The organism is Pseudomonas sp. L5B5, from assembly GCF_020520285.1.
Taxonomy (GTDB): domain Bacteria; phylum Pseudomonadota; class Gammaproteobacteria; order Pseudomonadales; family Pseudomonadaceae; genus Aquipseudomonas.
On the sequence record NZ_CP084742.1, the window covers coordinates 3,718,613 to 3,741,077 of the forward strand.

At 63.9% G+C, this 22,465-nt stretch carries 17 protein-coding genes and 1 pseudogene; 2 read left to right on the plus strand and 16 right to left on the minus strand.

Annotated elements, in window-relative coordinates; genetic code table 11:
• Positions 1 to 56: 56 nt before the first annotated feature.
• Both LGQ10_RS31600 and LGQ10_RS31605 read left to right on the plus strand, forming a co-directional pair.
• Positions 57 to 1,115 (plus strand): annotated as a pseudogene (locus tag LGQ10_RS31600) (methyl-accepting chemotaxis protein); the annotation flags it as partial.
• 144 nt (positions 1,116 to 1,259) lie between these two features.
• Positions 1,260 to 1,973, plus strand: a complete 714-nt coding sequence (locus tag LGQ10_RS31605; protein WP_413247630.1) for a methyl-accepting chemotaxis protein — start codon at positions 1,260 to 1,262, stop codon at positions 1,971 to 1,973.
• Positions 1,974 to 2,103: 130 nt separating this feature from the next.
• On the opposite strand, the gene LGQ10_RS17000 is transcribed toward LGQ10_RS31605, so the two are convergent.
• From LGQ10_RS17000 to LGQ10_RS17075, 16 genes are all read right to left on the minus strand, one after another.
• Positions 2,104 to 2,838: an amino acid ABC transporter ATP-binding protein gene (locus LGQ10_RS17000; protein ID WP_058436490.1), complete on the minus strand. Its 735-nt coding sequence runs from the start codon at positions 2,836 to 2,838 to the stop codon at positions 2,104 to 2,106.
• On the minus strand, positions 2,831 to 3,790 hold the full coding sequence (locus LGQ10_RS17005; RefSeq protein WP_058436489.1) for an amino acid ABC transporter permease: 960 nt from the start codon (positions 3,788 to 3,790) through the stop codon (positions 2,831 to 2,833). The genes LGQ10_RS17000 and LGQ10_RS17005 overlap by 8 nt, the downstream gene beginning before the upstream one ends.
• 137 nt (positions 3,791 to 3,927) lie before the next feature.
• Entirely contained in the window at positions 3,928 to 4,725 is a 798-nt protein-coding gene (locus LGQ10_RS17010) for a transporter substrate-binding domain-containing protein (protein WP_058436488.1), read from the minus strand.
• 226 nt (positions 4,726 to 4,951) lie between these two features.
• Complete coding sequence (mdoH, locus tag LGQ10_RS17015; protein ID WP_226522644.1) at positions 4,952 to 7,522, minus strand: glucans biosynthesis glucosyltransferase MdoH; 2,571 nt, start codon at positions 7,520 to 7,522, stop codon at positions 4,952 to 4,954.
• The gene (locus LGQ10_RS17020; protein WP_413247559.1) at positions 7,515 to 9,350 is read right to left on the minus strand and encodes a glucan biosynthesis protein G; all 1,836 of its coding nucleotides are present in this window, start codon (positions 9,348 to 9,350) and stop codon (positions 7,515 to 7,517) included. The genes mdoH and LGQ10_RS17020 overlap by 8 nt, the downstream gene beginning before the upstream one ends.
• Positions 9,351 to 9,626: 276 nt before the next feature.
• Positions 9,627 to 10,064, minus strand: coding sequence for a D-aminoacyl-tRNA deacylase (gene dtd / locus LGQ10_RS17025; RefSeq protein WP_226522646.1), 438 nt, complete (start codon positions 10,062 to 10,064; stop codon positions 9,627 to 9,629).
• Complete coding sequence (gene pip, locus LGQ10_RS17030; protein ID WP_058435655.1) at positions 10,061 to 11,032, minus strand: prolyl aminopeptidase; 972 nt, start codon at positions 11,030 to 11,032, stop codon at positions 10,061 to 10,063. Before pip ends, dtd begins: the two co-directional genes overlap by 4 nt.
• 400 nt (positions 11,033 to 11,432) lie before the next feature.
• A complete protein-coding gene (gene hutG, locus LGQ10_RS17035; protein WP_058435656.1) occupies positions 11,433 to 12,236 on the minus strand; it encodes an N-formylglutamate deformylase in 804 nt (267 codons plus the stop codon).
• Positions 12,237 to 12,246: 10 nt separating this feature from the next.
• On the minus strand, positions 12,247 to 13,452 hold the full coding sequence (hutI, locus tag LGQ10_RS17040; RefSeq protein WP_226522647.1) for an imidazolonepropionase: 1,206 nt from the start codon (positions 13,450 to 13,452) through the stop codon (positions 12,247 to 12,249).
• Between the two features lie 12 nt (positions 13,453 to 13,464).
• Positions 13,465 to 14,877, minus strand: a complete 1,413-nt coding sequence (locus LGQ10_RS17045; RefSeq protein ID WP_226522648.1) for an amino acid permease — start codon at positions 14,875 to 14,877, stop codon at positions 13,465 to 13,467.
• A gap of 111 nt (positions 14,878 to 14,988) precedes the next feature.
• Complete coding sequence (hutH, locus tag LGQ10_RS17050; RefSeq protein WP_226522649.1) at positions 14,989 to 16,527, minus strand: histidine ammonia-lyase; 1,539 nt, start codon at positions 16,525 to 16,527, stop codon at positions 14,989 to 14,991.
• Between the two features lie 116 nt (positions 16,528 to 16,643).
• Positions 16,644 to 18,167, minus strand: coding sequence for an HAL/PAL/TAL family ammonia-lyase (locus LGQ10_RS17055; protein ID WP_226522650.1), 1,524 nt, complete (start codon positions 18,165 to 18,167; stop codon positions 16,644 to 16,646).
• Between the two features lie 48 nt (positions 18,168 to 18,215).
• Positions 18,216 to 19,043, minus strand: coding sequence for a quaternary amine ABC transporter ATP-binding protein (locus tag LGQ10_RS17060; RefSeq protein WP_226522651.1), 828 nt, complete (start codon positions 19,041 to 19,043; stop codon positions 18,216 to 18,218).
• Complete coding sequence (locus tag LGQ10_RS17065; protein WP_058433827.1) at positions 19,040 to 19,891, minus strand: ABC transporter permease; 852 nt, start codon at positions 19,889 to 19,891, stop codon at positions 19,040 to 19,042. The genes LGQ10_RS17060 and LGQ10_RS17065 overlap by 4 nt, the downstream gene beginning before the upstream one ends.
• 70 nt (positions 19,892 to 19,961) lie before the next feature.
• Complete coding sequence (locus tag LGQ10_RS17070; RefSeq protein WP_226522652.1) at positions 19,962 to 20,927, minus strand: ABC transporter substrate-binding protein; 966 nt, start codon at positions 20,925 to 20,927, stop codon at positions 19,962 to 19,964.
• 74 nt (positions 20,928 to 21,001) lie between these two features.
• A complete protein-coding gene (locus LGQ10_RS17075; RefSeq protein WP_058433825.1) occupies positions 21,002 to 22,465 on the minus strand; it encodes a purine-cytosine permease family protein in 1,464 nt (487 codons plus the stop codon).

The following is a 22,465-nucleotide window of genomic DNA, read 5'->3' on the forward strand; positions in this document are numbered from 1 at the left end:
CCACTCCCGCCGATAGCCTATGGTTAAGCGCACATTGCTAAAAGGGAGTTCGCAGAATGTACCGTTGGCTAGCCAGAAACCTGGGAAACGTAAGCGTCAGCCTCAAGCTGGGTATCGGCTTTGGCCTGGTACTGCTCCTGACCCTGCTGATCACTGCCACTGGCTGGACCGGCCTGAGCCGCGTGATCGACCGGGGCGACAAACTGGGCAATATCTCCGTTATCTACGCCCTGACCAAGGACCTGCGCATCGCCCGTCTCACCTACGAGATGAGCCGTGGCGAACACGGTCCGACAGCGGTCAACGACTACCTCAAGCAACTCGATGACGGCCTGCGGACCGCTCGCACACAACTGCAGCAGCCGGAAAGCATCGCCATGATCGACCAGCAACTGGGTGCCGTGGCCGAATACCAGAAAGCCTTTGCCGACATGACACGTGCCACCACCAGCCGGGAAGCCGCGAGGTCCCAGCTCGGGGCTACCGCGGACAATGCCGTGCTCCGGGTCGCCGAGGTCGAGAAGTCGTTGCTGCAAGGCGACAGCGTGGCGCAGTTCAATAACGTCATCGACCTTTCCAAGCTGATCCAGCAAGCGCGCTTCCAGGTCCGCGGCTACACCTACAGCGCCAAGCCCGAGGCCAAGCAGCCAGCCCTGGATGCCATCGACAACGCCCTGAACAACCTCACCAGCCTGCCTTCGCGCCTGCCCGAACAGCACGTTGCCAACCTGCAGCAGGCCAGCGATTCGCTGAAAGCCTACCGGATGGCCGTCAGCGCCTACAGCGATGCCGAAGAAGCCAGCGCCGCTGCGCTCAAGCGCATGGCCGCCCAGGGCGACCGGCTGATGGACCTGAGCCAGCAACTGACCACGGCCCAGACCACCAAGCGCGACAGCGATGCAGCTCAAGCCAGGAGCACCCTGCTGATCGCCACGCTGCTGGCACTGATGTTCGGCCTGATCGCTGCCTGGGCCATCACCCGGCAGATCACCCAGCCGCTGCAGCAGACCCTGAAAGCCGCCGAACGCGTGGCTTCCGGGGACCTGAGCCAGAACCTCGCCGTGGACCGCCGCGACGAACTGGGCCAGCTGCAAAAAGCCATGCAACGCATGACCCTGGGCCTGCGGGAACTGATCGGCGGCATCAGCGACGGGGTGACCCAGATCGCCAGCGCCGCCGAGCAACTGTCGGCGGTCACCGAGCAGACCAGCGCCGGGGTCAACAGCCAGAAAGTCGAGACCGACCAGGTCGCCACGGCCATGAACGAAATGGCCGCTACGGTGCAGGAAGTGGCCCGCAACGCCGAGGAAGCCTCCGAGGCGGCCGTAGCGGCCGACCAGCAGGCCCGCGAAGGCGACCGGGTGGTGAACGAGGCCATCGCCCAGATCGAGCGCCTGGCCAGCGAAGTGAGCCATTCCACCGAGGCGATGGGTCATCTCAAGCAGGAGAGCGACAAGATCGGCAGCGTTCTCGATGTGATCAAGTCGGTGGCCCAGCAGACCAACCTGCTGGCCCTCAACGCCGCTATCGAGGCGGCCCGGGCCGGTGAGGCCGGCCGCGGCTTTGCCGTGGTGGCCGATGAAGTTCGCAGCCTCGCCCAGCGCACCCAGCAGTCGACCGAAGAGATCGCCGAGCTGATCGTCGGCCTGCAAAACGGCACCCAGCAAGTGGCCAGCACCCTGGATACCAGCCGCAACCTCACCGAAAGCAGTGTCGAGTTGACGCGCCGGGCGGGGGGTTCGCTGGACAATATCACCCGCACCGTCTCGGCGATCCAGGCGATGAACCAGCAGATCGCCGCGGCAGCGGAGCAGCAGAGCGCGGTGGCCGAAGAGATCAACCGCAGCGTATTGAATGTACGCGACGTGTCCGAGCAAACCTCGTCGGCCAGCGAGGAAACCGCCTCATCGAGCGCCGAGCTGGCACGCCTGGGGGTTCACCTGCAAAGCCTGGTGGGACGCTTCAAGGTCTGAGTCGTGTAGCCGCTGCCCCGGCACTTCGTATGGGCGCGCAGCGGCCGCCCATACGCAGTGCCGGGGCAATCGCTGGAAGGCCCTGCGGGCCTTGTCGCGGCCTCGCCAGCTCGGCAGCGGCCACAGGGTCTTACAGCACCTGGCGCAGGAACGCCTGGGCTCGCGGGTCCTGGGGCGCACTGAAGAACACGTCGGGCGCGGCATCCTCCAGCAACTTGCCGTGATCGAAGAACAGCACCCGATCCGCCACTTCCCGGGCAAAACCCATCTCGTGGGTCACGCAGACCATGGTCATGCCTTCAAGGGCCAGGGTCTTCATCACGTCCAGCACCTCGCCGACCATTTCCGGATCCAGGGCTGAAGTCGGCTCATCGAACAGCATCACCTTGGGTTCCATGGCCAGGGCCCGGGCAATCGCCACCCGCTGCTGCTGGCCACCGGAGAGCCGCGAGGGAAACTCGTTGGCCTTCTGCGCAATACCGACCTTTTCCAGCAATGCCAGGGCCTTGGCCTCACGTTCCTGCTTGCCGCGCTTGCGCACTACCTTCTGCGCCAGGCAAAGGTTTTCCAGCACAGTCATATGGGGGAACAGGTTGAAGTGCTGGAACACCATGCCCACCTCACGGCGATAGGCGTTCACATCGGTCCTGGGATCGGCCAGTTGCAAGCCATCGATGCTCACCGAGCCGGAATCGAAGGCCTCCAGGCCATTGAGGCAGCGCAGGAAGGTCGACTTGCCGGAGCCGGACGGGCCGATGACCACCAGCACCTCGCCCTTGGCCACCTGGGTGGTGACGTTGTCCACCGCGCGCACCACCTGGCCACGGGTATCGAATACTTTTACCAGATCGCGGACTTCAATCACTTTGCGCGAGCCTCCGCTCAAGCCGGCTGGCCATCTTCGACAGCGGCAGGTTGATCAACAGATACAGGGCCGCCACGCAGAACAGGATCTCGAATGGCGAAAACGACGTGGTGATGACTTCCCGACCGCTCTTGAGCAGCTCGGTGATGGCGATCACCGACACCAGCGAAGTGTCCTTGACCAGGCTGATGAACTGCCCGGCCAGGGGCGGCAACACCCGCTTGAACGCCTGTGGCAGCACCACATGGCGCATCGACTGGCCGGCACTCAAGCCCAGGGAGCGGGCGGCTTCGTTCTGGCCGCGGGCGATGGACTGCACCCCGGCACGCACGATTTCCGCCACGTAGGCACCGGTGAACAGCGACAACGCGGCGATCCCGGCGAACTCCCGGGACAGGTTGAGCACCGTGCCAATGAAGAAGTAGAAGATGAATATCTGCACCAACAGTGGTGTACCCCGCACCAGCTCGACATACAGAGTCGACAGGTCACGCAGGGTCGGGTTGCTGGACAGCCGGCACAGACCGGTACCCAGGCCGATCAACAGGCCCAGCACGCCAGATACCACCGACAGCCACAGGGTGGTCCACAACCCCCACAGCAACGGCCCTGCCGCCCAATGCCGAGTCACACCGATGACGTCGCCCTCGGCCACGTCATCGCCGCTGGCCACCTGCAGGCTGCTTTCATCGACGCTCAGGTGCTGTTCGGCGCCAGAGTCGCCCTTGAGGGTGACTTCAGCCTTGCCGCCCTTGCGCACCACCTCGGCGACGGTGGAAATCTCCGCCGCGCGCTGGGACTCCTCGGCCTGATAGGCAAAGTATTGCGGGACGCGATTCCAGCGCCATTCGTAGGACATCAGCGAGGTGGCGTAATACAGCGCGCCAGCCAGGCCGACCAGCACCAGCACGGTCAACATGTGCCAGGGCCATTGGGCTTTGTTCTGTTTCATTGGGTTTGCGGATTCCGAATGCTGGGTCGCCAGGGACGCCGCCTCAGCGGGCAAGCGTCGCTCCTACATGGATTGCACAAGTCTGTAGGAGCGAGGCGTGCCCGTGAATGGGGCAACCCGGTCTGTCTGAACGGGGGTTATTCCATGTCCTTGAGCCACTCGGTGCTCTTGAACCACTTGTCGTGGATCCGGTCGTAGGTCCCGTCTTCGTGGATCTGGTGCAGGAAGTTGTTGATGAAGTTGATGCTGTCGTAGTCACCCTTCTTCAGGCCGAAGGCCAGCGGCTCATAGGTGAACGGCTTGTCGAGGAACGTAAGCTTGCCGTTGCCGACCTTGCCCACCGCCACCACGTTGTACGGAGCGTCGTAGATGAACGCATCGGCCTTGCCGTTGACCACGTCCAGCACCGCTTCCTGCTCGTTGTCATAACCGTGGTACTTGGCCTTGGCAATCAGCTTCTTGGCGACCATTTCCCCGGTGGTACCCAGCTTGGAGGTGATGCGATAGTCGGCGCTGTTCAAGTCCTTGTAGGACTTGATGGTGCCTTCCAGCTCCTTGCGAATCAGCAGGGTCTGGCCGACCACGATGAAGGGCTCGCTGAAGTTCAGGCGCAGGTTGCGCTCCTGGGTCAGGGTCATGCCGCTGCCGATCATGTCGAACTTGTTGGTGAGCAGGGCCGGGATGATGCCGTCATAGCCGGTGGAAACCATCTCCAGCTTGACCCCCATGGACTTGGCCATGGCCTTGAGCAGGTCGACTTCGAAACCGATGATCTCGCCGCGCTTGTTGGTCATCTGGAACGGCATGTAGGTCGGGTCCATGCCCACCTTCAACGATCCACGCTTGACCGCGTCGTCGATGGCGCCGGCCTGTGCCGTGCTGACCGCCAACATGGCTGCGGCGCCAGCCAGCAACAGCGAAAGATACTTCTTCATCTCAAGTCCCCTGAAAGCCATTTTATTGTGGTGTCTGCGCGTCGCAGTCCCTTGTTGGCAAACCTTCGGATACCAGGTCGTGGTCGATCACGCACAGAAATTTGCGGGTGCGATGCTAACGCACTCGGGTATTTGCACAAGGTTTTTGTTGTAGGACAAGGGCGGCGGGGATGAGCGCGGAGCACAAAGCAAAACGCCCTTGAGCATGGACTCAAGGGCGTTGGCTTCAGGCCGGTTGCGGTGCCGCGATCAACGGCTGCAACGGCAGCAGCGGGGCATGGGGATCGGCGGTCACCGACTGGCGCCAGGCACCCAGCCACTCGGCATGGCCCTCGCTCCAGACCAGCTGGTGCAGGCGACCCAGGGCCACCGGATCGCTCAACAGCGCCAGGCGCTCGCTGTTGTTCAATGCACCTGGACCGCCCTTGAGCGCATGACGCACCCGCTCCTGGCGCAGCCATTCGATCGGCTCGGCCTGGGCATGGCGGGAAGTGGCCAGGGCACAGGCCAGGGCATTCTGCTGCGGATCCACCACGGCCCGGATAAAGCCGTCGTTGAGCGCATGCCAGCGGTTCTCGTGGGTGTACTGGTCGGTGGCCAGCAGCGCCTGGGGCGGAGAGTATTCCTCGGGAATCAGGAACAGCTTCTCATCACGGGACTTCAGGCCCAGGCCAACCCGGCTGGAGATCACCGACACCGGGATCGACAGCATCAGCGACCCGACGATCGGCACCAGCCACCACAGGAAGCTGGGGTTCAGCCAGATCACCAGCAGGGCCCAGCAGAAACCCAGCAGGGTCTGTGGACCGTGGCGGCGCACCGCTTCGCTCCACGGGGTGGAGTCGTCGTCACGCTGCGGCGAGTTCCAGGTCGCGGCCCAGCCGAGGAACGCGGCCAGCACGAAACGGGTGTGGAAAATCATCCGCACCGGCGCCAGCAGCATGGAGAACAGCATCTCCAAAAGCATCGACACGGTAACCTTGAACTTGCCGCCGAACTCCTTGGCACCCTTGGCCCAGATCAGGATGATGCTGAGCAGCTTGGGCAGGAACAGCAGCACGATCGTGGTGGAGAACAGCGCGATGGCCTTGTCCGGGTGCCACTGCGGCCACAGCGGATACAGCTGCCGGGGCTCGAGGAAATACTGCGGCTCCATCAGCGTATTGACCGCCAGCAGTGCCGTGGACAAGACCAGGAAGAAGAACCACAACGGCGCCGACAAGTAGGACATCACCCCGGTGAGGAACACCGCGCGGTGCACCGGGTGCATGCCCTTGACCAGGAACAGGCGGAAGTTCATCAGGTTGCCGTGGCACCAGCGACGGTCGCGCTTGAGCTCGTCCAGCAGGTTCGGTGGCAGCTCTTCGTAACTGCCCGGCAGGTCGTAGGCGATCCACACGCCCCAGCCGGCGCGGCGCATCAACGCGGCTTCGACGAAGTCGTGGGACAGGATCGCACCGGCGAATGCCCCCTTGCCCGGCAACGGCGCCAGGGCGCAGTGCTCGATGAACGGCTTCATGCGGATGATCGCGTTGTGGCCCCAGTAGTGGGACTCACCCAGTTGCCAGAAATGCAGGCCGGCAGTGAACAGCGGGCCATACACACGGGTGGCGAACTGCTGCATGCGCGCATACAAGGTGTCCATGCCCGAAGCCCTGGGCGCGGTCTGGATGATCCCCGCGTCCGGCGTGGCCTCCATCAGGCGTACCAGGCTGGTCAGGCATTCGCCGCTCATCACGCTGTCGGCGTCCAGTACCACCATGTACTTGTAGTCGCCGCCCCAGCGACGGCAGAAGTCGTCGAGGTTGCCGCTCTTGCGCTTCACGCGGCGGCGACGGCGGCGGTAGAAGATCTTGCCGAAACCCTTGGTCTCGCGGCAGACATCCAGCCAGGCCTGCTGCTCGGCAACGCAGATGTCGCTGTCGTTACTGTCGCTGAGGACGAAGAAATCGAAGCGGTCCAGGTCACCGGTGGCCGCCACCGACTCGAAGGTCGCGCGCAAGCCGGCGAATACCCGGGGCACGTCTTCGTTGCAGATCGGCATCACCAGCGCGGTCCGCGCATTCTCGGCGATCGGCTCGTTGCCGGCGCTGGCGCCGGAGATGCGGTACTTGTCGCGGCCGGTCAGCAGCTCCAGGAAGCCCATCAGGGCGGTCCAGAAACCTGCCGAAACCCAGCAGAACAGGATGCCGAACAGAATCAGGATGCTGGTCTGCAAGGCGTAGGGCAGTACCTGTTGCGCGGTCTGCATCAGCGGCTGGTGCGCCACCTCTTCCAGGTCGACGAAGGACCAGCCCTGGTACGGCATGATGCCTTTCATGTACCAGCCGGCGACGATGGTCTGGCCGAGCATCAGCACCAGCAGGATGTAGCGGCGGATCGAACCGACGGTACGCCAGCGGGCAGCCGGCAGCACACGCTCGTCCTGCGGTGGTACGGGCGGGTTGGTGCGCCCGGTCAGGCGCCGCCAGCCACGCACCAGGATATTGGTACGCCACGGCTCCGGCACGACCCGGGTGCGCCGGATCGGCGGTGCAGCCTTGAGGCAGATGCGGCCCTCGGCGTCGACGGCCAGCATCTGGGCATCACTCAGCTCGTCTGCGGTGCTCAGGGCCAGGCGTTCGCCCACCGACGCCTGGGCGGCATCGGCGGACTCATCGAAAGCCTTGGACGACAGGCGCTGGTGCAGTTCGCTGAAGGACTGGCAGTTCGCGAGTTCCGCGCGCTGCTGGTCCGACAGGGGCAAGTGGGCCAGGTACTCGGCCAGAGACTCTGGCTGTAGTTGAGAGTTACTCATCGGCAGGCAACTGGTAGCTCCAGGTCTCGGTCAGGACTTGTTCCGTCTTGGCCGGTTCCGGTGTGGCTGGGGCCGCGTCGGCAGCAGGCTGCTTGGCGTCTTTGTGATCCTTGTCCTTGGCGTCCTTGTCCTTGGCAGGCTTGGCGTCCTTGGCTGGCTTGGCTTCAGCCTGCTTGGCCGCCGCAGCAGCGGCTTCCTTCTCCTTCTTCTCCTGTTGCTTGGCGGCGATCTTGTCGGCCTTGGCCACGGAGGAGCTGGAGTTTGCGGTAGAAGCCTTGGCCGGCTCGGCTGCCGGAATGTCGCGCACCAGCGCCGCACGCAGCTCGGTGGCCTTGCTCGGGTCCTTGACCTTCAAGCGCAGGGTCAGGCGCCAGCCTTTGGTTTCCGGGTTGTAGCGAACGTTGTTTTCCACCAGCTCGGCGTTGTCACCGACGCTGACCTGGCTGCGAACCTCGGCGCTCTCGGGCAGGGCTGCCAGGGACGGGCCTTCGAAGTCCACCAGGTAGGCAACGCTGCCATCGGGCTGGCGAATCAGGTTCGATTGCTTGACATCACCGGTAGAGCGCAGGGTCTGCTGGACCCAGGCGCTGTCGGGGGAATGCAGGGCCGCTTCGTCCATGGTCCAGTGCAGGCGGTAGGCGAAGTCCAGTGGCTGGCCCGGCTCAGGCTGCTTCTCGGGGTTCCAGAACGCCACGATGTTGTCGTTGGTTTCATCCGCGGTAGGGATCTCCACCAGGTCGACGGTGCCCTTGCCCCAGTCGCCCTTCGGCTCGATCCAGGCGCTTGGGCGCTTGTCGTAGCGGTCGTCGAGGTCTTCGTAGTGACTGAAGTCACGACCGCGCTGCAGCAGGCCGAAACCACGCGGGTTCTCCACCGAGAAGTTGCTCACGGCCAGGTGTTTCGGGTTGTTCAGCGGACGCCAGATCCACTCGCCGTTGCCGGCATGGATCGACAGGCCGCTGGAGTCGTGCAGCTCGCGGCGATAGTTGAGGACTTTCGACGGCTGGTTGGCGCCGAACAGGTACATGCTGGTCAGCGGGGCCAGGCCCAGCTTGCCGACCTTGTCACGCAGGAACACCCGGGCCTTGACGTCGACGATGGTGTCGGCGCCCGGGCGCAAGGTCAGGCGATAGGCGCCCGTGGCTCGCGAGGAGTCCAGCAGGGCATAGATCACCAGGTGCTTGTCGGTAGGCTTGGGTTGCTGGATCCAGAACTCGCTGAAACGCGGGAACTCTTCCCCGGACGGCAACGCGGTGTCGATTGCCAGGCCACGGGCGGACAGGCCATAGACGTGGCCCTTGCCGACGACGCGGAAGTAGCTCGCGCCCAGCATGGTCATGATCTCGTCCTGCTTGTCGGCCTTGTTGATCGGGTACAGCACGCGGAAACCGGCATAACCCAGCTTCTCGGTGGCTTTTGGATCGAACTTGAGGTCACCGAAATCGAAACGGTTGGGATCGTACTTGATCTCGGAAACGGTATTGGCGCTGATCTCGTTGATCTTCACCGGCGTGTCGAAGTGCATGCCCTGGTGATAGAACGACAGCTTGAACGGGGTCTTCTGATCGGCCCATTCGGCTTTTTCGGTGAGGAAGCGGATTTTCTGGTAATCCGCGAACTTCATGTCGCGGAACTCGGTTGGCAGGTTACTGCGCGGAGCCTCGTACTTCTGCCCGGCCAAGTCCTTGGCCTTCGCCGATACGTCATCCAGGCTGAATGCCATGAGTTGGCCAACGCCAAACAGGCAGACCAGCGCAGAGCCCGTCACCAGTGCGTTTCGCAACCTTTTGGCAAACAAGTTTGGTGCATTACAGGGACTAACAATCACGAGCAACCCTCGCCGAAAACAGATCAAAAAACCAACGGCCAGCTATCTACATGCCAGGTTGGCGAGCATTGTTCCGACTCCGAAGGGGCTAAATGATTCCCCAAACGGCCGTGGACAAGTCTCTACTTAAGTCAAAATGGACCAACGAACGCTGATCCCCGTAGCGCGCGATTATCTAGTAGGCCGCGTTACAACGCATCAGGGGCAACAAAGTATTTATCGTGAAAAACAGCAGTTTCCGGCCGAAATCGGCGGAAAAAGATGTTTCAGGCACTTTCAGGTCTGTAACAGGAAGGTGACTGGCCCGTCGTTGACCAGATGCACCTGCATGTCCGCACCGAAGCGCCCTGATGCCACTTTGCCATGCAACTGTTGCGCCTTCACTAACAAGTAGTTGAAAAGCTCCTCGCCGAGGGCCGGTGGCGCCGCCGTGGAAAAGCTCGGGCGCAGGCCGCTCTTGGTGTCTGCCGCCAGGGTGAACTGCGAGACCAGCAGCAAACCGCCCTGCACATCGGCCAGGGACAGGTTCATCTTGCCTTCGGCGTCACTGAACACTCGATAGTTAAGCAGCTTATGCAGGAGTTTGTCGGCGCTGGCCCGAGTATCCCCCGGCTCCACCGCCACCAGCACCAGCAACCCCTGGTCCACCGCGCCGACAATCTCGCCGGCCACTTCCACCCGCGCGCCGGCCACGCGCTGCAACAGCCCCTTCATGCTTCTTCGGGCGGCAGGTCGAGCAGGCGCCGGGCCATCTGGTCGGTGGCTCGCACCAGCGCGTCGGTAATGCCCGGCTCGGACGCCGCATGGCCAGCATCGCGAATCACCTGCAACTCGCTGTTGGGCCAGGCCTGATGCAGCTCCCAGGCGTTGTCCAGCGGACAGATCACATCGTAGCGACCATGGATGATGACCCCCGGCAGATGGGCGATCTTGCCCATGTCGCGAATCAGCTGGTCGGGTTCGAGGAAGGCATTGTTGGTGAAGTAGTGGCACTCGATCCGGGCGATCGACAAGGCCCGTTGCGGCTCGGAGAAACGGTCCACTACCAGCGGGTTGGGCCGCAGGGTCGCGGTGCGCCCTTCCCAGCCGGACCAGGCCTTGGCCGCGTGCATCTGGGCGATCTGGTCGCTGCCGGTCAGGCGCTTGTGGAAGGCGCTGACCAGGTCATGGCGCTCCTCCAGGGGAATCGGTGCCACATAGTCCTGCCAGTAGTCGGGGAACAGGCGGCTGGCACCGCACTGGTAGTACCACTGGATCTCCTGGGGACGGGCCAGGAAGATCCCGCGCACGATCAGGCCAAGCACGCGGTCGGGGTGGGTCTGTGCATAGGCCAGGGCCAGGGTCGAGCCCCAGGAACCGCCGAACAGCACCCATTTGTCGATGCCCAGGTGCTCGCGAATCCGCTCCAGGTCAGCCACCAGGTCCCAGGTGGTGTTGTTGTCCAGGCTGGCGTGCGGGCTGGAACGTCCGCAACCGCGCTGGTCGAAGGTGACGATGCGATACAGGGTCGGGTCGAAGTAGCAACGGCTCGCACCGTCGCAGCCAGCTCCCGGGCCGCCATGAAGGAACACCACCGGCAATCCTTCCGGTGAACCGCTTTCGTCGACATACAGCACATGGGGTTCGTCGACGGCCAGATCGTGCCGGGCATAGGGTTTGATCTGCGGGTACAAAGTCTTCATTACGCGCTCCGTGGAGGTCGGGGTCATCCCTGAAGGGACTTCATTCATGCTGCCGTCCGGCATCATAAACCCGAATTACGCAATGAGCATGTCCTTGAGAAAAATGGGGTTGTTGGCCAATGCCGGTCCCTTAAGAGCAAGCACTGTACTGGTGGCGAGGGAGCTTGCTCCCGTGTGACCGGCCGCGGCTCCGGGGGGGGGTAGCGGTCGCATTTTTGGGGATGCTGCGCGCGCCAGCGGGGGCAAGCTCCCTCGCTACAGGTTATTTTTCGTTCGCTCTAGCGCTTAGCTGATCGGCATTGGGATTGATGGCCCCATTTTTCATCCTGGGCCACGCCCGATCCAAGCCCTTGGCAGACCGTGGAGAGCCTGCAAGAGCGACGATCGGGCACCCCGCCGGTCAGCGGCCGTAGCGCTCCCGGCCCCAGGTCAGCAGGCCCTGCAGCAGCGCCTTGAGCACCACCTGGGTTGGCGTCGCCAGGTCTTCGCGGTAACGGAAGGGTTCGAACTCCTCCATGTAGGTGCTTTGCGCCAACTCCAGCTGCACCGCATGCACATGCTCGGCCGGGTTGCCGTAATGGCGGGTGATGTGCCCGCCCTTGAAGCGTCCGTTGAGCACGTGGGTGTAGTCGCCGTGGCCGGCACAGATGGCTTCCAGGCGCCCGGCCAGTTGCGGATCGCAGCTGGCGCCGTTGAAGGTACCCAGGTTGAAGTCCGGCAACTTGCCCTCGAACAGGTGCGGGATCAGCGAACGAATGGAGTGGGCATCGAACAGCAACGCATAACCGAACTCGGCCTTGAGCCGCGCCAGCTCCTCGTTCAGGGTGCGGTGGTAGGGCCCCCACACCTGCTCCAGGTACTGGTCACGTTCTTCCTTCGACGGCGCCAGGCCCTCGAGAAACAGCGGCTCGCCATCGAACAGCGTCGCCGGGTACAGGCCGGTAGTGGCACCGACGTACAGCGGCTTGTCGTCGGAGGGCCGATTCAGGTCGATGACGAAACGCGAATATTCGGCCGCCAGCACGCTGGCTCCCAGCTCCCGGGCAAACTCGTACAACCTCGGGATATGCCAGTCGGTGTCCGGCAGGCTCTGCGCCTGGGGCACCAGGCCGGCAGCCACCGCCGGGGCCAGGCGGGTGCCCGCATGGGGCATGCTGATCAAGAGCGGCACCCGGCCTTGTTTGAAACTCAGAACCTTTTCCACAAGCCTTCTCCTACACAGTCACTTCGACGCCGTGGCGCACGACGCGTTTTTCCAGGTCGCCGCCCAGCCAGTAGGCCAGGTCGGCGGGACGATCGATCTGCCAGGCGACGAAGTCCGCCACCTTGCCCACCTCCAGCGAGCCATGGGTCTTGTCCATCCCCAGGGCCTTGGCGGCGTGCAGGGTGACCCCGGCCAGCGCCTCCTCGGGAGTCATGCGAAAACAGGTGCAGGCCATGTTCAGCATCAGGCGCACCGACAGGGCCGGCGAGGTCCCGGGATTGAGGTCGCTGGCCACGGCAATCTTCACCCCGTGCTTGCGCAGGGCATCCATGGGTGGCAGCTGGGTCTCGCGCAGAAAGTAGAAGGCGCCCGGCAACAGGACCGCCACAGTGCCGGAGGCAGCCATGGCGATGGCGTCGCCCTCGGTCATGAATTCCAGGTGATCGGCGGACAATGCCTGGTAGCGGGCCGCCAGGCTCGAGCCGTGCAACGACGACAGTTGCTCGGCGTGCAGCTTGACCGGCAGGCCAAGCGCCTGCGCGGCAATGAACACTCGCTCGACCTGGGCCGGGGAGAACGCCAGGTATTCACAGAAGGCGTCCACCGCGTCCACCAGCCCCTCGGCCGCCAGGGCCGGGAGCATCTCGCTGCAGATATGCTCGATGTAGTCGTCGGCACGCTCGGCGTATTCCGGTGGCAGGCCATGGGCCGCCAGGCAGGTGCTGCGCACGCTGACCGGCAGCTCCTCGCCGAGCCGACGGATCACCCGCAGGATCTTGCGTTCACTGGCCAGGTCCAGGCCATAGCCGGACTTGATCTCGACGCTGGTGACGCCGTCGCGCAACAGGCTCAGCAGGCGCTTGCGGGCGCTGGCGAACAGTTCGTCCTCACTGGCCGCCCGAGTTGCCCGCACGGTACTGGCGATCCCCCCACCGGCCGCGGCGATCTCGGCGTAGCTCACCCCTTGCAGGCGCTGCTCGAACTCGCCACTGCGATTGCCACCGAACACCGTGTGGGTGTGGCAGTCGATCAGCCCCGGGGTCACCCAGGCGCCCGCCAGGTCGTGGACCTGGTGGAAGTCGGTGGCCGGCAGTTGCTCACGCCGGCCGATCCACTCGATGTGCGCCCCTGACGTCACGATGGCCGCATCCTCGATGATCGAGTAGCTACCCTGGGCCATGCTGGCGACGTTGCAGTGTTGCCAAAGAGTTTTCATCCAATGCCTCCATTAATGATCAATAGGTAAAGAAGAAGCGCCACCGAGTGGCCGCGCCTGTATGGCCACCGGTTTGACCCAGAGCTTGTAGGCCACCACCAGCAGGACGATCCACACCACCCCCACCAGCAGCGCACCCTGGGTTTTCGGGAAGTAGCCCAGGACCCCGAAGATGAACAGCATGAAGGCAATCGCCGCTGCCGGAGCCCAGGGCCAGAACGGCACCTTGAACTGCAACTGGGCCACCTGCTCGGCGGTCATGGAACGGCGCATGGCCACATGGGTCAGCAGAATCATCAGCCATACCCAGACCGTGGCGAAAGTGGCCAGGGACGCGATCAGCAGGAAGATGTTCTCCGGAATCAGGTAGTTCAGCACAACCCCGATCAGCAGGGTCACGGCCATCACCACCACGGTCATCCATGGCACTCCATGCCTGGAAATCTGGGCAAACCCCTTGGGCGCCTGCCCCTGCTGGGCCAGGCCATACATCATGCGTCCAGCACCGAAGATGTCGCTGTTGATCGCCGATACCGCCGCCGAGATCACCACGATATTAAGGAGGGTAGCCGCCGAGCTGATGCCCAGGCTGTCGAAAATCTGCACGAACGGACTGCCCTGGGTGCCGATCTGTGGCCAGGGGAAAATGGCCATCAGGACCAGCAGGGTCAGCACGTAGAACAGCAGGATGCGCACCGGTACGGCGTTGATCGCCCTGGGAATGACCCGTTTCGGATCCTGGGCTTCGCCAGCAGTCACGCCGATGATCTCGATGCCACCAAAGGCAAACATCACCACCGCGAAAGAAGCGATGACCCCGCCTATGCCATTGGGCATGAAACCGCCGTTGACCCAGAGGTTGCTGAACCCGGTGGCGTGCTCCTGGCCCGCGCTCTCGATGCCGAACAGCATGATGCCAAGACCACCGAGGATCATCGCGACGATGGCCCCGACCTTGAGCAGCGACAACCAGAACTCCATTTCGCCAAAGACCTTGACGTTGCACAGGTTCAGCCCACCGATGAACATCACGATGGACAGCACCCAGATCCAGCGCTCGACCTCCGGAAACCAGAAGCCCATATAGATGCCGAAGGCGGTCACATCCGCCAGGCAGACGATCAGCATCTCGAAGGCATAGGTCCAGCCCAGGATGAAGCCCGGCAATGGCCCCAGGTACTGGCTGGCGTAGTGTCCGAAAGAACCGGACACAGGATTGTGCACGGCCATCTCCCCGAGGGCGCGCATGACCATGAATACCGCCGCGCCACCGATCAGGTAGGCCAGCAACACTGCCGGCCCGGCCATCTGGATGGCCGAGGCGGAACCATAGAACAGCCCGGTGCCGATGGCCGACCCCAGGGCCATGAAACGTATGTGGCGAGCCGTCAGGCCGCGACGTAGTCCTGTCTCTTGTGATTGCATGTGTTCGTCCCTTTTATTGTTATTGGACAGCCACCGCGCGTGACGGAGCGCGGTGGCTGAAGCAGACGTTCCGCGTCTGGCTGGAAGGTAGCCCGCGGCCACCTTCCGGCCTTACAGGCTCGGCAACAGGCCGGCGGGCAACAGTGCGCTAAGGCAGCGCGAGGCCAGCAAGTCACTGGCGGCATTGATGTCCGGAGCGAAGAAGCGGTCCTTCTCGTAGTAGGCCACCTGCTCACGCAGGGTGGCGCGGGCCTTTTCCAGGGCCGGCGAGGTTTTCAGGCCTTCGCGCAGGTCCAGGCCCTGGCAGGCCGCCAACCACTCCACGGCGAGGACACCACGGGTGTTCTCGGCCATTTCCCAGAGGCGCTTGCCGGCGGCCGGCGCCATGGAAACGTGGTCTTCCTGGTTGGCCGAGGTCGGAATGCTGTCCACCGAGTGCGGATGGGCCAGGGCCTTGTTTTCGCTGGCCAGGGCCGCGGCGGTGACCTGGGCGATCATGAAGCCGGAGTTGACCCCGCCATTGGCCACCAGGAACGGCGGCAACTGGGACATGTGCTTGTCCATCATCAGCGAGATCCGCCGTTCGCTCAGGGAGGCGATCTCGGCGATGGCCAGGGCCATGTTGTCGGCCGCCATGGCCACTGGCTCGGCGTGGAAATTGCCACCGGAAATAACGTCACCTTCGGCGGCAAACACCAGCGGGTTGTCCGACACGGCATTGGCCTCCACCACCAGCACTTCGGCCGCCTGGCGGAACTGGGTCAGGCAGGCGCCCATCACCTGGGGCTGGCAACGCAGGGAGTACGGGTCCTGGACCTTGTCGCAGTTCTGGTGCGAAGCAGACACCTCGGTGCGTTCCCCCAGCAGCGCACGGTAGGCCGCGGCCGTATCGATCTGCCCGCGCTGGCCACGAGCGGCGTGAATCCGTGGGTCGAACGGCGAGCGCGAACCCAGCACGGCTTCCACCGTCAGGCCGCCACAGACCAGAGCGCCGGCGAACAGGTCTTCGCCTTCGAACAGACCGCGCAGGGCGAAGGCAGTGGACACCTGGGTGCCGTTGAGCAGCGCCAGGCCTTCCTTGGCGGCCAGGGTCAGCGGCTTGAGGCCGGCGACTTCCAGGGCCGCAGTGGCTTCCAGCCACTGCCCCTTGTAGCGTGCCTTGCCCTCGCCCAGCAGCACCAGGGACATGTGCGCCAGTGGCGCCAGGTCACCGGATGCACCCACCGAGCCCTTGAGTGGAATGTGCGGGTAGACCTCGGCATTGATCAGGGCGATCAGGGCATCGATCACCTGGCGGCGGATCCCCGAGAAACCACGGCTCAGGCTGTTGACCTTGAGCACCATGATCAACCGCACCAGGTCGTCGCTGATGGGCTGGCCGACACCGGCGGCATGGGACAGCACCAGCGAGCGCTGGAGGTTTTCCAGGTCGGCGCTGGCGATGCGGGTGGAGGCCAGCAGGCCGAAACCGGTGTTGATCCCGTAGGCGGTGCGGTTCTCGGCGAGAATCTGCTCGACACAGGCGACGCTGGCGTCGATCTGCGCCGAGGCGCTGCCATCCAGGGTCAGGGTCAGCGGCTGCTGATAGACGGTCCGCAGTTGGGCCAGGGTCAGTTGGCCGGGAATCAGGTTTAGCGCAGTCACATTCATGCTCCTTTTGAGAGTTTTGTAATAACTACCAGTCGCTCCGGAAGCTTCCGTTATCCGTCGCCACCCACACAGTCGGGCAGGTGGCGCCTTGGCACGCTGGCTATGGGAAAAGCGTTTTATTGCAACTTCGGAAAATGCCTGTTCAGCAACGCCGGCTCCTTGAGCAGCGTCGCCGCACTGGCGATGTCGGGGGCCAGCCAGCGATCCTGGTGGTAGGCAGGAACCCGCTCGCGCAACAGGCTCCAGGCAAGCCCGGTGCCGGCGCCGAAGCGTTGTTCCTTGAGGAATTCGAAGGCCTGGGCGGCCAGCAGGTACTCGATGGCGAGGATCCGGGTGCAGTTTTCCAGCACCTGGTGCAGCTTCAGCGCGGCATTGGTGCCCAGGCTCAGGTGGTCCTCCTGCAGGCCCGAGGTCACGTAGTTGTCGAGCACCGCCGGCTGGGCCAGCTGGCGGTTCTGTGCACACAGCGACGCGGCGACGTACTGCACGATCATCATGCCGGAATTGACTCCGGGCTCGCTCACCAGGAATGCCGGCAGGCCGCTGACATGAGGGTTGATCAAGCGATCCAGGCGGCGCTCGGCGATGGAGCCGATCTCCGCCATCGCGATGGCCAGCACATCGGCCGCCAGGGCCACCGACTGGCCATGGGGATTGGCCTGGGATACCACCCGATAGTGCTCCGGAGTCCCCAGCAGCAGCGGGTTGTCGGTGGCCGAATTGAGCTCGGTCTGCACCTGTTTCGCCGCATGGGTCCATTGGTCCCGGGCGGCGCCATGCACCTGGGGAATGGAGCGAATGCTCAGGGCGTCCTGGGTCCGGATGCCCTTGCTGGCGGCGATCACCTCACTGCCGTCGAGCAAGGCCAGCAGGTTGCCGCCCACCAGCTGCATGCCGGGGTGGGCCTTGAGGGCGATGATTTCCGGGTCGAAAGCGGCAATCTGGCCACGCTGGGCCTCGAAGCTCATGGCGCCGATCACGTCTGCCCATTGCAGCAGGCGGCTGGCATCGGCCAGGGCCAGGCAGCCAAGGCCGGTCATGCAGGGCGTACCGTTGACCAGGCACAGCCCGTCCTTGGCACCCAGTTGCACCGGTTGCAGCCCCTCCTCGGCCAGAGCCTGCTCGGCGGCCACGATGCGTCCGCGATAACTGACCAGGCCAACCCCGAGCAAGGCAATGCCGATATGGGCCATGTGCGTCAGGTAACCCACCGAACCCTGGGACGGCACCTGCGGGGTGATTCCGCGGTTGAGCAGGGCCAGCAGGGCCTCGACCACCTGCCGGTGGATGCCGGACTTGCCATGGCTGTAGTTGATCACCGCCGCACAGAGAATGGCCCGGGTCTGCTCGTCGGCCAGTGCCGGCCCGACCCCGCAAGCGTGGCTGAGCAGGGTATTGCGTGACAGCTGGCTGAGCTGGTCGCCCTCCAGCAGCACGTTGCACAGGGCCCCCAGGCCCGTGCTGATGCCATAGGCCCGCTCTCCGTTCTCCACCACCTGGCGGACAATGGCCTGGGCATTGTCGATCCGCGCCCAGGCCTGGGGCGCCAGTTCCAGCGGCGCTCCGTGGCGGGCCACGGCGACCACATCCTGCCAACCCATGGGGGCGTCGGCGACAACGATCGTTTCAGCCTGGGACATGCCCCACCTCGTACTCCGTGATGCTGTGATGTACCGCTGCCAGAACCTTCATGCGGTGGCTGCCCGGCGCTGGACAAAGCGGTCGACGTACTCGTCGGCCGGCGAATGCAGGATCTCCCGGGGCGTTCCCACCTGGATCAGGCGGCCATCCTTGAGGATCGCAATGCGGTTGCCGATGCGTACCGCTTCGTCCAGGTCATGGGTGATGAAGACGATGGTCTTGTGCAGGGTCTTCTGCAGCTCCAGCAACTGGTCCTGCATCTCGGCCCGGATCAGCGGGTCGAGGGCGCTGAAGGCTTCGTCCATGAGGATGATGTCAGTGTCCGCGGCCAGGGCCCGTGCCAGGCCGACCCGCTGGCGCATGCCACCGGAGAGCTGGTGCGGGTACTTCTTCTCGTAGCCCTTGAGGCCCACGGTGCTGATCCAGTGCAGGGCGCGCTCGGTGCACAACTCCTTGCTCTCGCCGCGCACCTTGAGGCCGTAGGCGACGTTGTCCAGCACATTGCGGTGCGGCAACAGGCCGAAGCTCTGGAACACCATGCTGATCTTGCGCCGGCGGAATTCACGCAGGGCCTGCATGTCGTACTGCAGGATGTCTTCGCCATCGACCAGGATCTGTCCGCTGGTGGGGTCGATCAGGCGATTGAAGTGGCGTACCAGGGTCGACTTGCCGGAACCGGACAAGCCCATGATGACAAAGATCTCGCCGCTGCCGATGGACAGCGACAGGTCGTTGACCCCCACCACACAACCGGTTTCGGCCAGCACCTGCTCCTTGCTGCGTTGCTGCTGGATCAGTCGCAGGGCGTCCTCGGCACGGTTGCCGAAGATCTTGAAGACATTCTTCACTTCGATCTTGCTGACCTGCGTGCTCATTTGCTCACCTCATGGCGTGGCCGACCGTAAGCCTGGGTAATGCGGTCGATCACCACTGCAAGAATCACGATCGCCAGGCCCGCCTCCAGGCCACGGCCTACGTTCAGGGTCTGGATCCCCACCAGCACGTCCTCGCCCAGGCCACGGGCGCCGATCATCGAGGCGATCACCACCATCGACAGGGCCATCATGGTGGTCTGGTTGATCCCGGCCATGATGCTCGGCAGCGCCAGCGGCAGTTGCACGCCGAACAGCTGCTGCCAGCGGTTGGCGCCGAAGGCGTTGATCGCCTCCATCACCTCGCCGTCGACCTGGCGGATTCCCAGGTCGGTGAGGCGAATCAGCGGCGGCGCGGCGTAGATCACCGTGGCGAAGATCGCCGGCACCTTGCCCAGGCCGAACAGCATCAGCACCGGGATCAGATACACGAAGCTGGGCATGGTCTGCATGATGTCCAGCAGCGGCATCAGCACCGAACGCAGGCGGTCGCTGCGAGCCGAGAGGATCCCCAGGGGAATGCCGATCAGCACCGAAATCAGGGTCGCCACCAGCATCAGCGCCAGGGTCTGCATCAGCTTGTCCCACAGGCCGACGGCACCCACCAGGAACAGCAGGCCGACGATCACCGCCGTGGTCAGCCACTTGCGGGTCGAGTGCCAGGCCACTACGCCGACGATGCCCAGCATCAGCCACCAGGGCGCCATGCGCAGCAGGCCTTCGAGGTTGACGATGGCCCACAGCAAGGTGTCGGAGATGTGCCGGAACACGTCGCCATAGTTGGTCACCAGCGAATCGACCCAGCCGTTGACCCAGTCGGCGATGGAGAACGTGAAGCTTTCTGGAAACATGGGAAATTCTCGATCAAGGGAGGTTTTGGTCCAGCTTGCGGCGACCCGCAGGCCGCCGTAGAAACCAGACCTACAAGGCAGCGTCGATTTTCCTGGCCGCTTCGTCGCTCACCCAGGCATGCCAGACCTCAGGATGTTCCTTGAGGAAGGCTTTCGCCAGTTTCGGCGACTCGATGCGCTCCTTGGTCATGCGCGCCAGGTTCTGATTGAGCAAGTCGATCGGCAGGTTGACCTTGGCCAGTACCTCCACCAGTTCCGGAGCCTCGTCGTGGAAGGTCCTGGACAGGCCGACCTTGATGCTCACGCTCTTGTCGACACCGGCCTTTTCCTCCAGCTTGACCACGTCCACCTGGCCCATGAGCGGGGTCGGCGACCAGTAGTAGAACAGGATCGGTTCACCGCGCTTGTAGCTCGACAACACCGCAGCATCCAGGGCCGGGCCGGTGCCTGGGCGAAAGTTGGTATAGCTGCTTTCCAGTCCGTAGCTCTTGAGCATCGCGCTGTTGTCCAGCTCGCAGGTCCAGCCGGCCGGACAGTTGTAGAAGCGTCCCTTGGCCGGCTCTTCCGGGTCCTTGAACACGCTGGCATACCTGGCCAGGTCGGCGACGTTCTTCAGGTCCGGGGCCTTGGCCTCGAGCTTGCGCTTGGCATCGCCCTCGATCACATAGCGCGGCACATACCAGCCTTCGACGGCCCCGACCACCGGCGCCCCGACGCCAACCACCTTGCCGGCCTTCTCGGCCTTGTTCCAGACCTCGCTGCGGCCAACCCACTCTTCGGCGAATACCTGGATGTCATTGCTGCCCAGGGCGTTTTCCATGGTGATGGAGTTGCCCGGCAGGCTGTCGGTCTTGCAGTCGTAGCCCTTCTCCAGGACGACCTGCAGGACGTCGGTCAGCAACATGCCGCTTTCCCAGTTCAGGCCAGCGAACTTCACCGGCTTGCCCGACTCGCACCAGCCGGCCGCCTGGGCACCGGAGGCGGCCAGCAGGCCCGTGGACAGCAACGTGGTCAGCAGGGTCTTGTGCATTTTCATTACGTGACGCTCCTAAACATGAGTTGGCTTACGGCAGTCAAGAGGCATCCAGCCCTGTCCACGTCCAATAGGACTCACACCGCGGCGGCGCGACGGGTCCCATCGATCTGTTGTTCGCTCGTTTCGTCCAGCTCTGGCGGCAGGATCAGTTTTTCGGGTACCGCACCGTGCCACTTCCTGGCGCAGACGTAGTACAGCGCCGCAGGCACCACCAGGCCAATGATCCAGGAGATGTCCACGCCGCCCAGGGCCTCGACCAGCGGCCCGGTGAAGAACTTGGTGGAAATGAACGGCAACTGCACCAGCACGCCGATCACGTAGACACTGATGCCCAGGACATTCCAGCGACCGTAGCGGCCCTTGGGGTCGGCCAGCGCAGGCACGTCGTAGTTCTCGCGGGTGATGCAGTAGTAGTCCACCAGGTTCACGGCGCTCCACGGGGTGAAGAAGGCCAGCAGGAACAGGATGAAGGACTTGAATGCCCCCAGGAACGAATGCTGGCCGAGCAGGGCGATCAGGGTCGCGGTGCCGACGATGACCAGCACGAACACCAGCCGCTGCAGGCGCGTCACCTCAAGGTGACCACGAAAGCCGCTGATGATGGTGGCGATGCACATGAAGCTGCCGTAGGAGTTGAGCGTCGAGATGGTGATCTTGCCGAAGGCGATGCTGAAGTACAGCAGCGCGGCAGCGGCGCCGCTGCCACTGAGGCCGACGATATAGGCCACTTCACGTCCGGCGAACTGCCCATTGGCCATGGCTGCGGCGAACACGCCGAGAATCATCGCCACCTGTGCACCGATCACCGAGCCGGCACCCACGGCGAGGAAGGTCTTCACCGAGGAGGTCTTGCTCGGCAGGTAACGCGAGTAGTCGGCCACATAGGGACCGAAGGCGATCTGCCAGGACGCGGCCAGCGACACGGCCAGCAGGAAGCTCGCCCAGCTGAAGTGGCGGATCTCCAGGAGCGCGCCGACGTCGGTCTGGCCCATCAGGCGGCTGAACAGGTAGACGAAGGCAATGATGCCAATGACGCTGGCGACACGGCCAATGAAGTGGATGACCCGATAACCGAGCACGGTGACCAGGACGATGACGCTGGCGAAGATCAGAATGCCGACACTGTCGCTGACGCCGAACAGCTGGCCCAGGGCCTGGCCGGACAGCACCGTGCCGGTGGCGGTGAACCCCAGGTACATCAGGCACACCAGGACGATCGGGATCGCCGCACCGTAGACACCGAACTGTACCCGGCTGGAAATCATCTGCGGCAAGCCGAGCTTGGGCCCTTGTGCCGCGTGCAGGGCCATGACGCCACCCCCCAGCAGCTGGCCGACGAACAGGCCGATCAGCGACCAGAACACATCGCCGCCCAGCACTACCGCCAGGGCGCCGGTGACGATGGCGGTGATCTGCAGGTTGGCGCCCAGCCACAAGGTGAACTGGCTATAGAGTTTGCCGTGGCGCTCGGCTTCGGGAATGTAGTTGATCGAGCGCCGCTCGATCAGGGGTTTGGAGCTATCACTGGCCGTGGACAT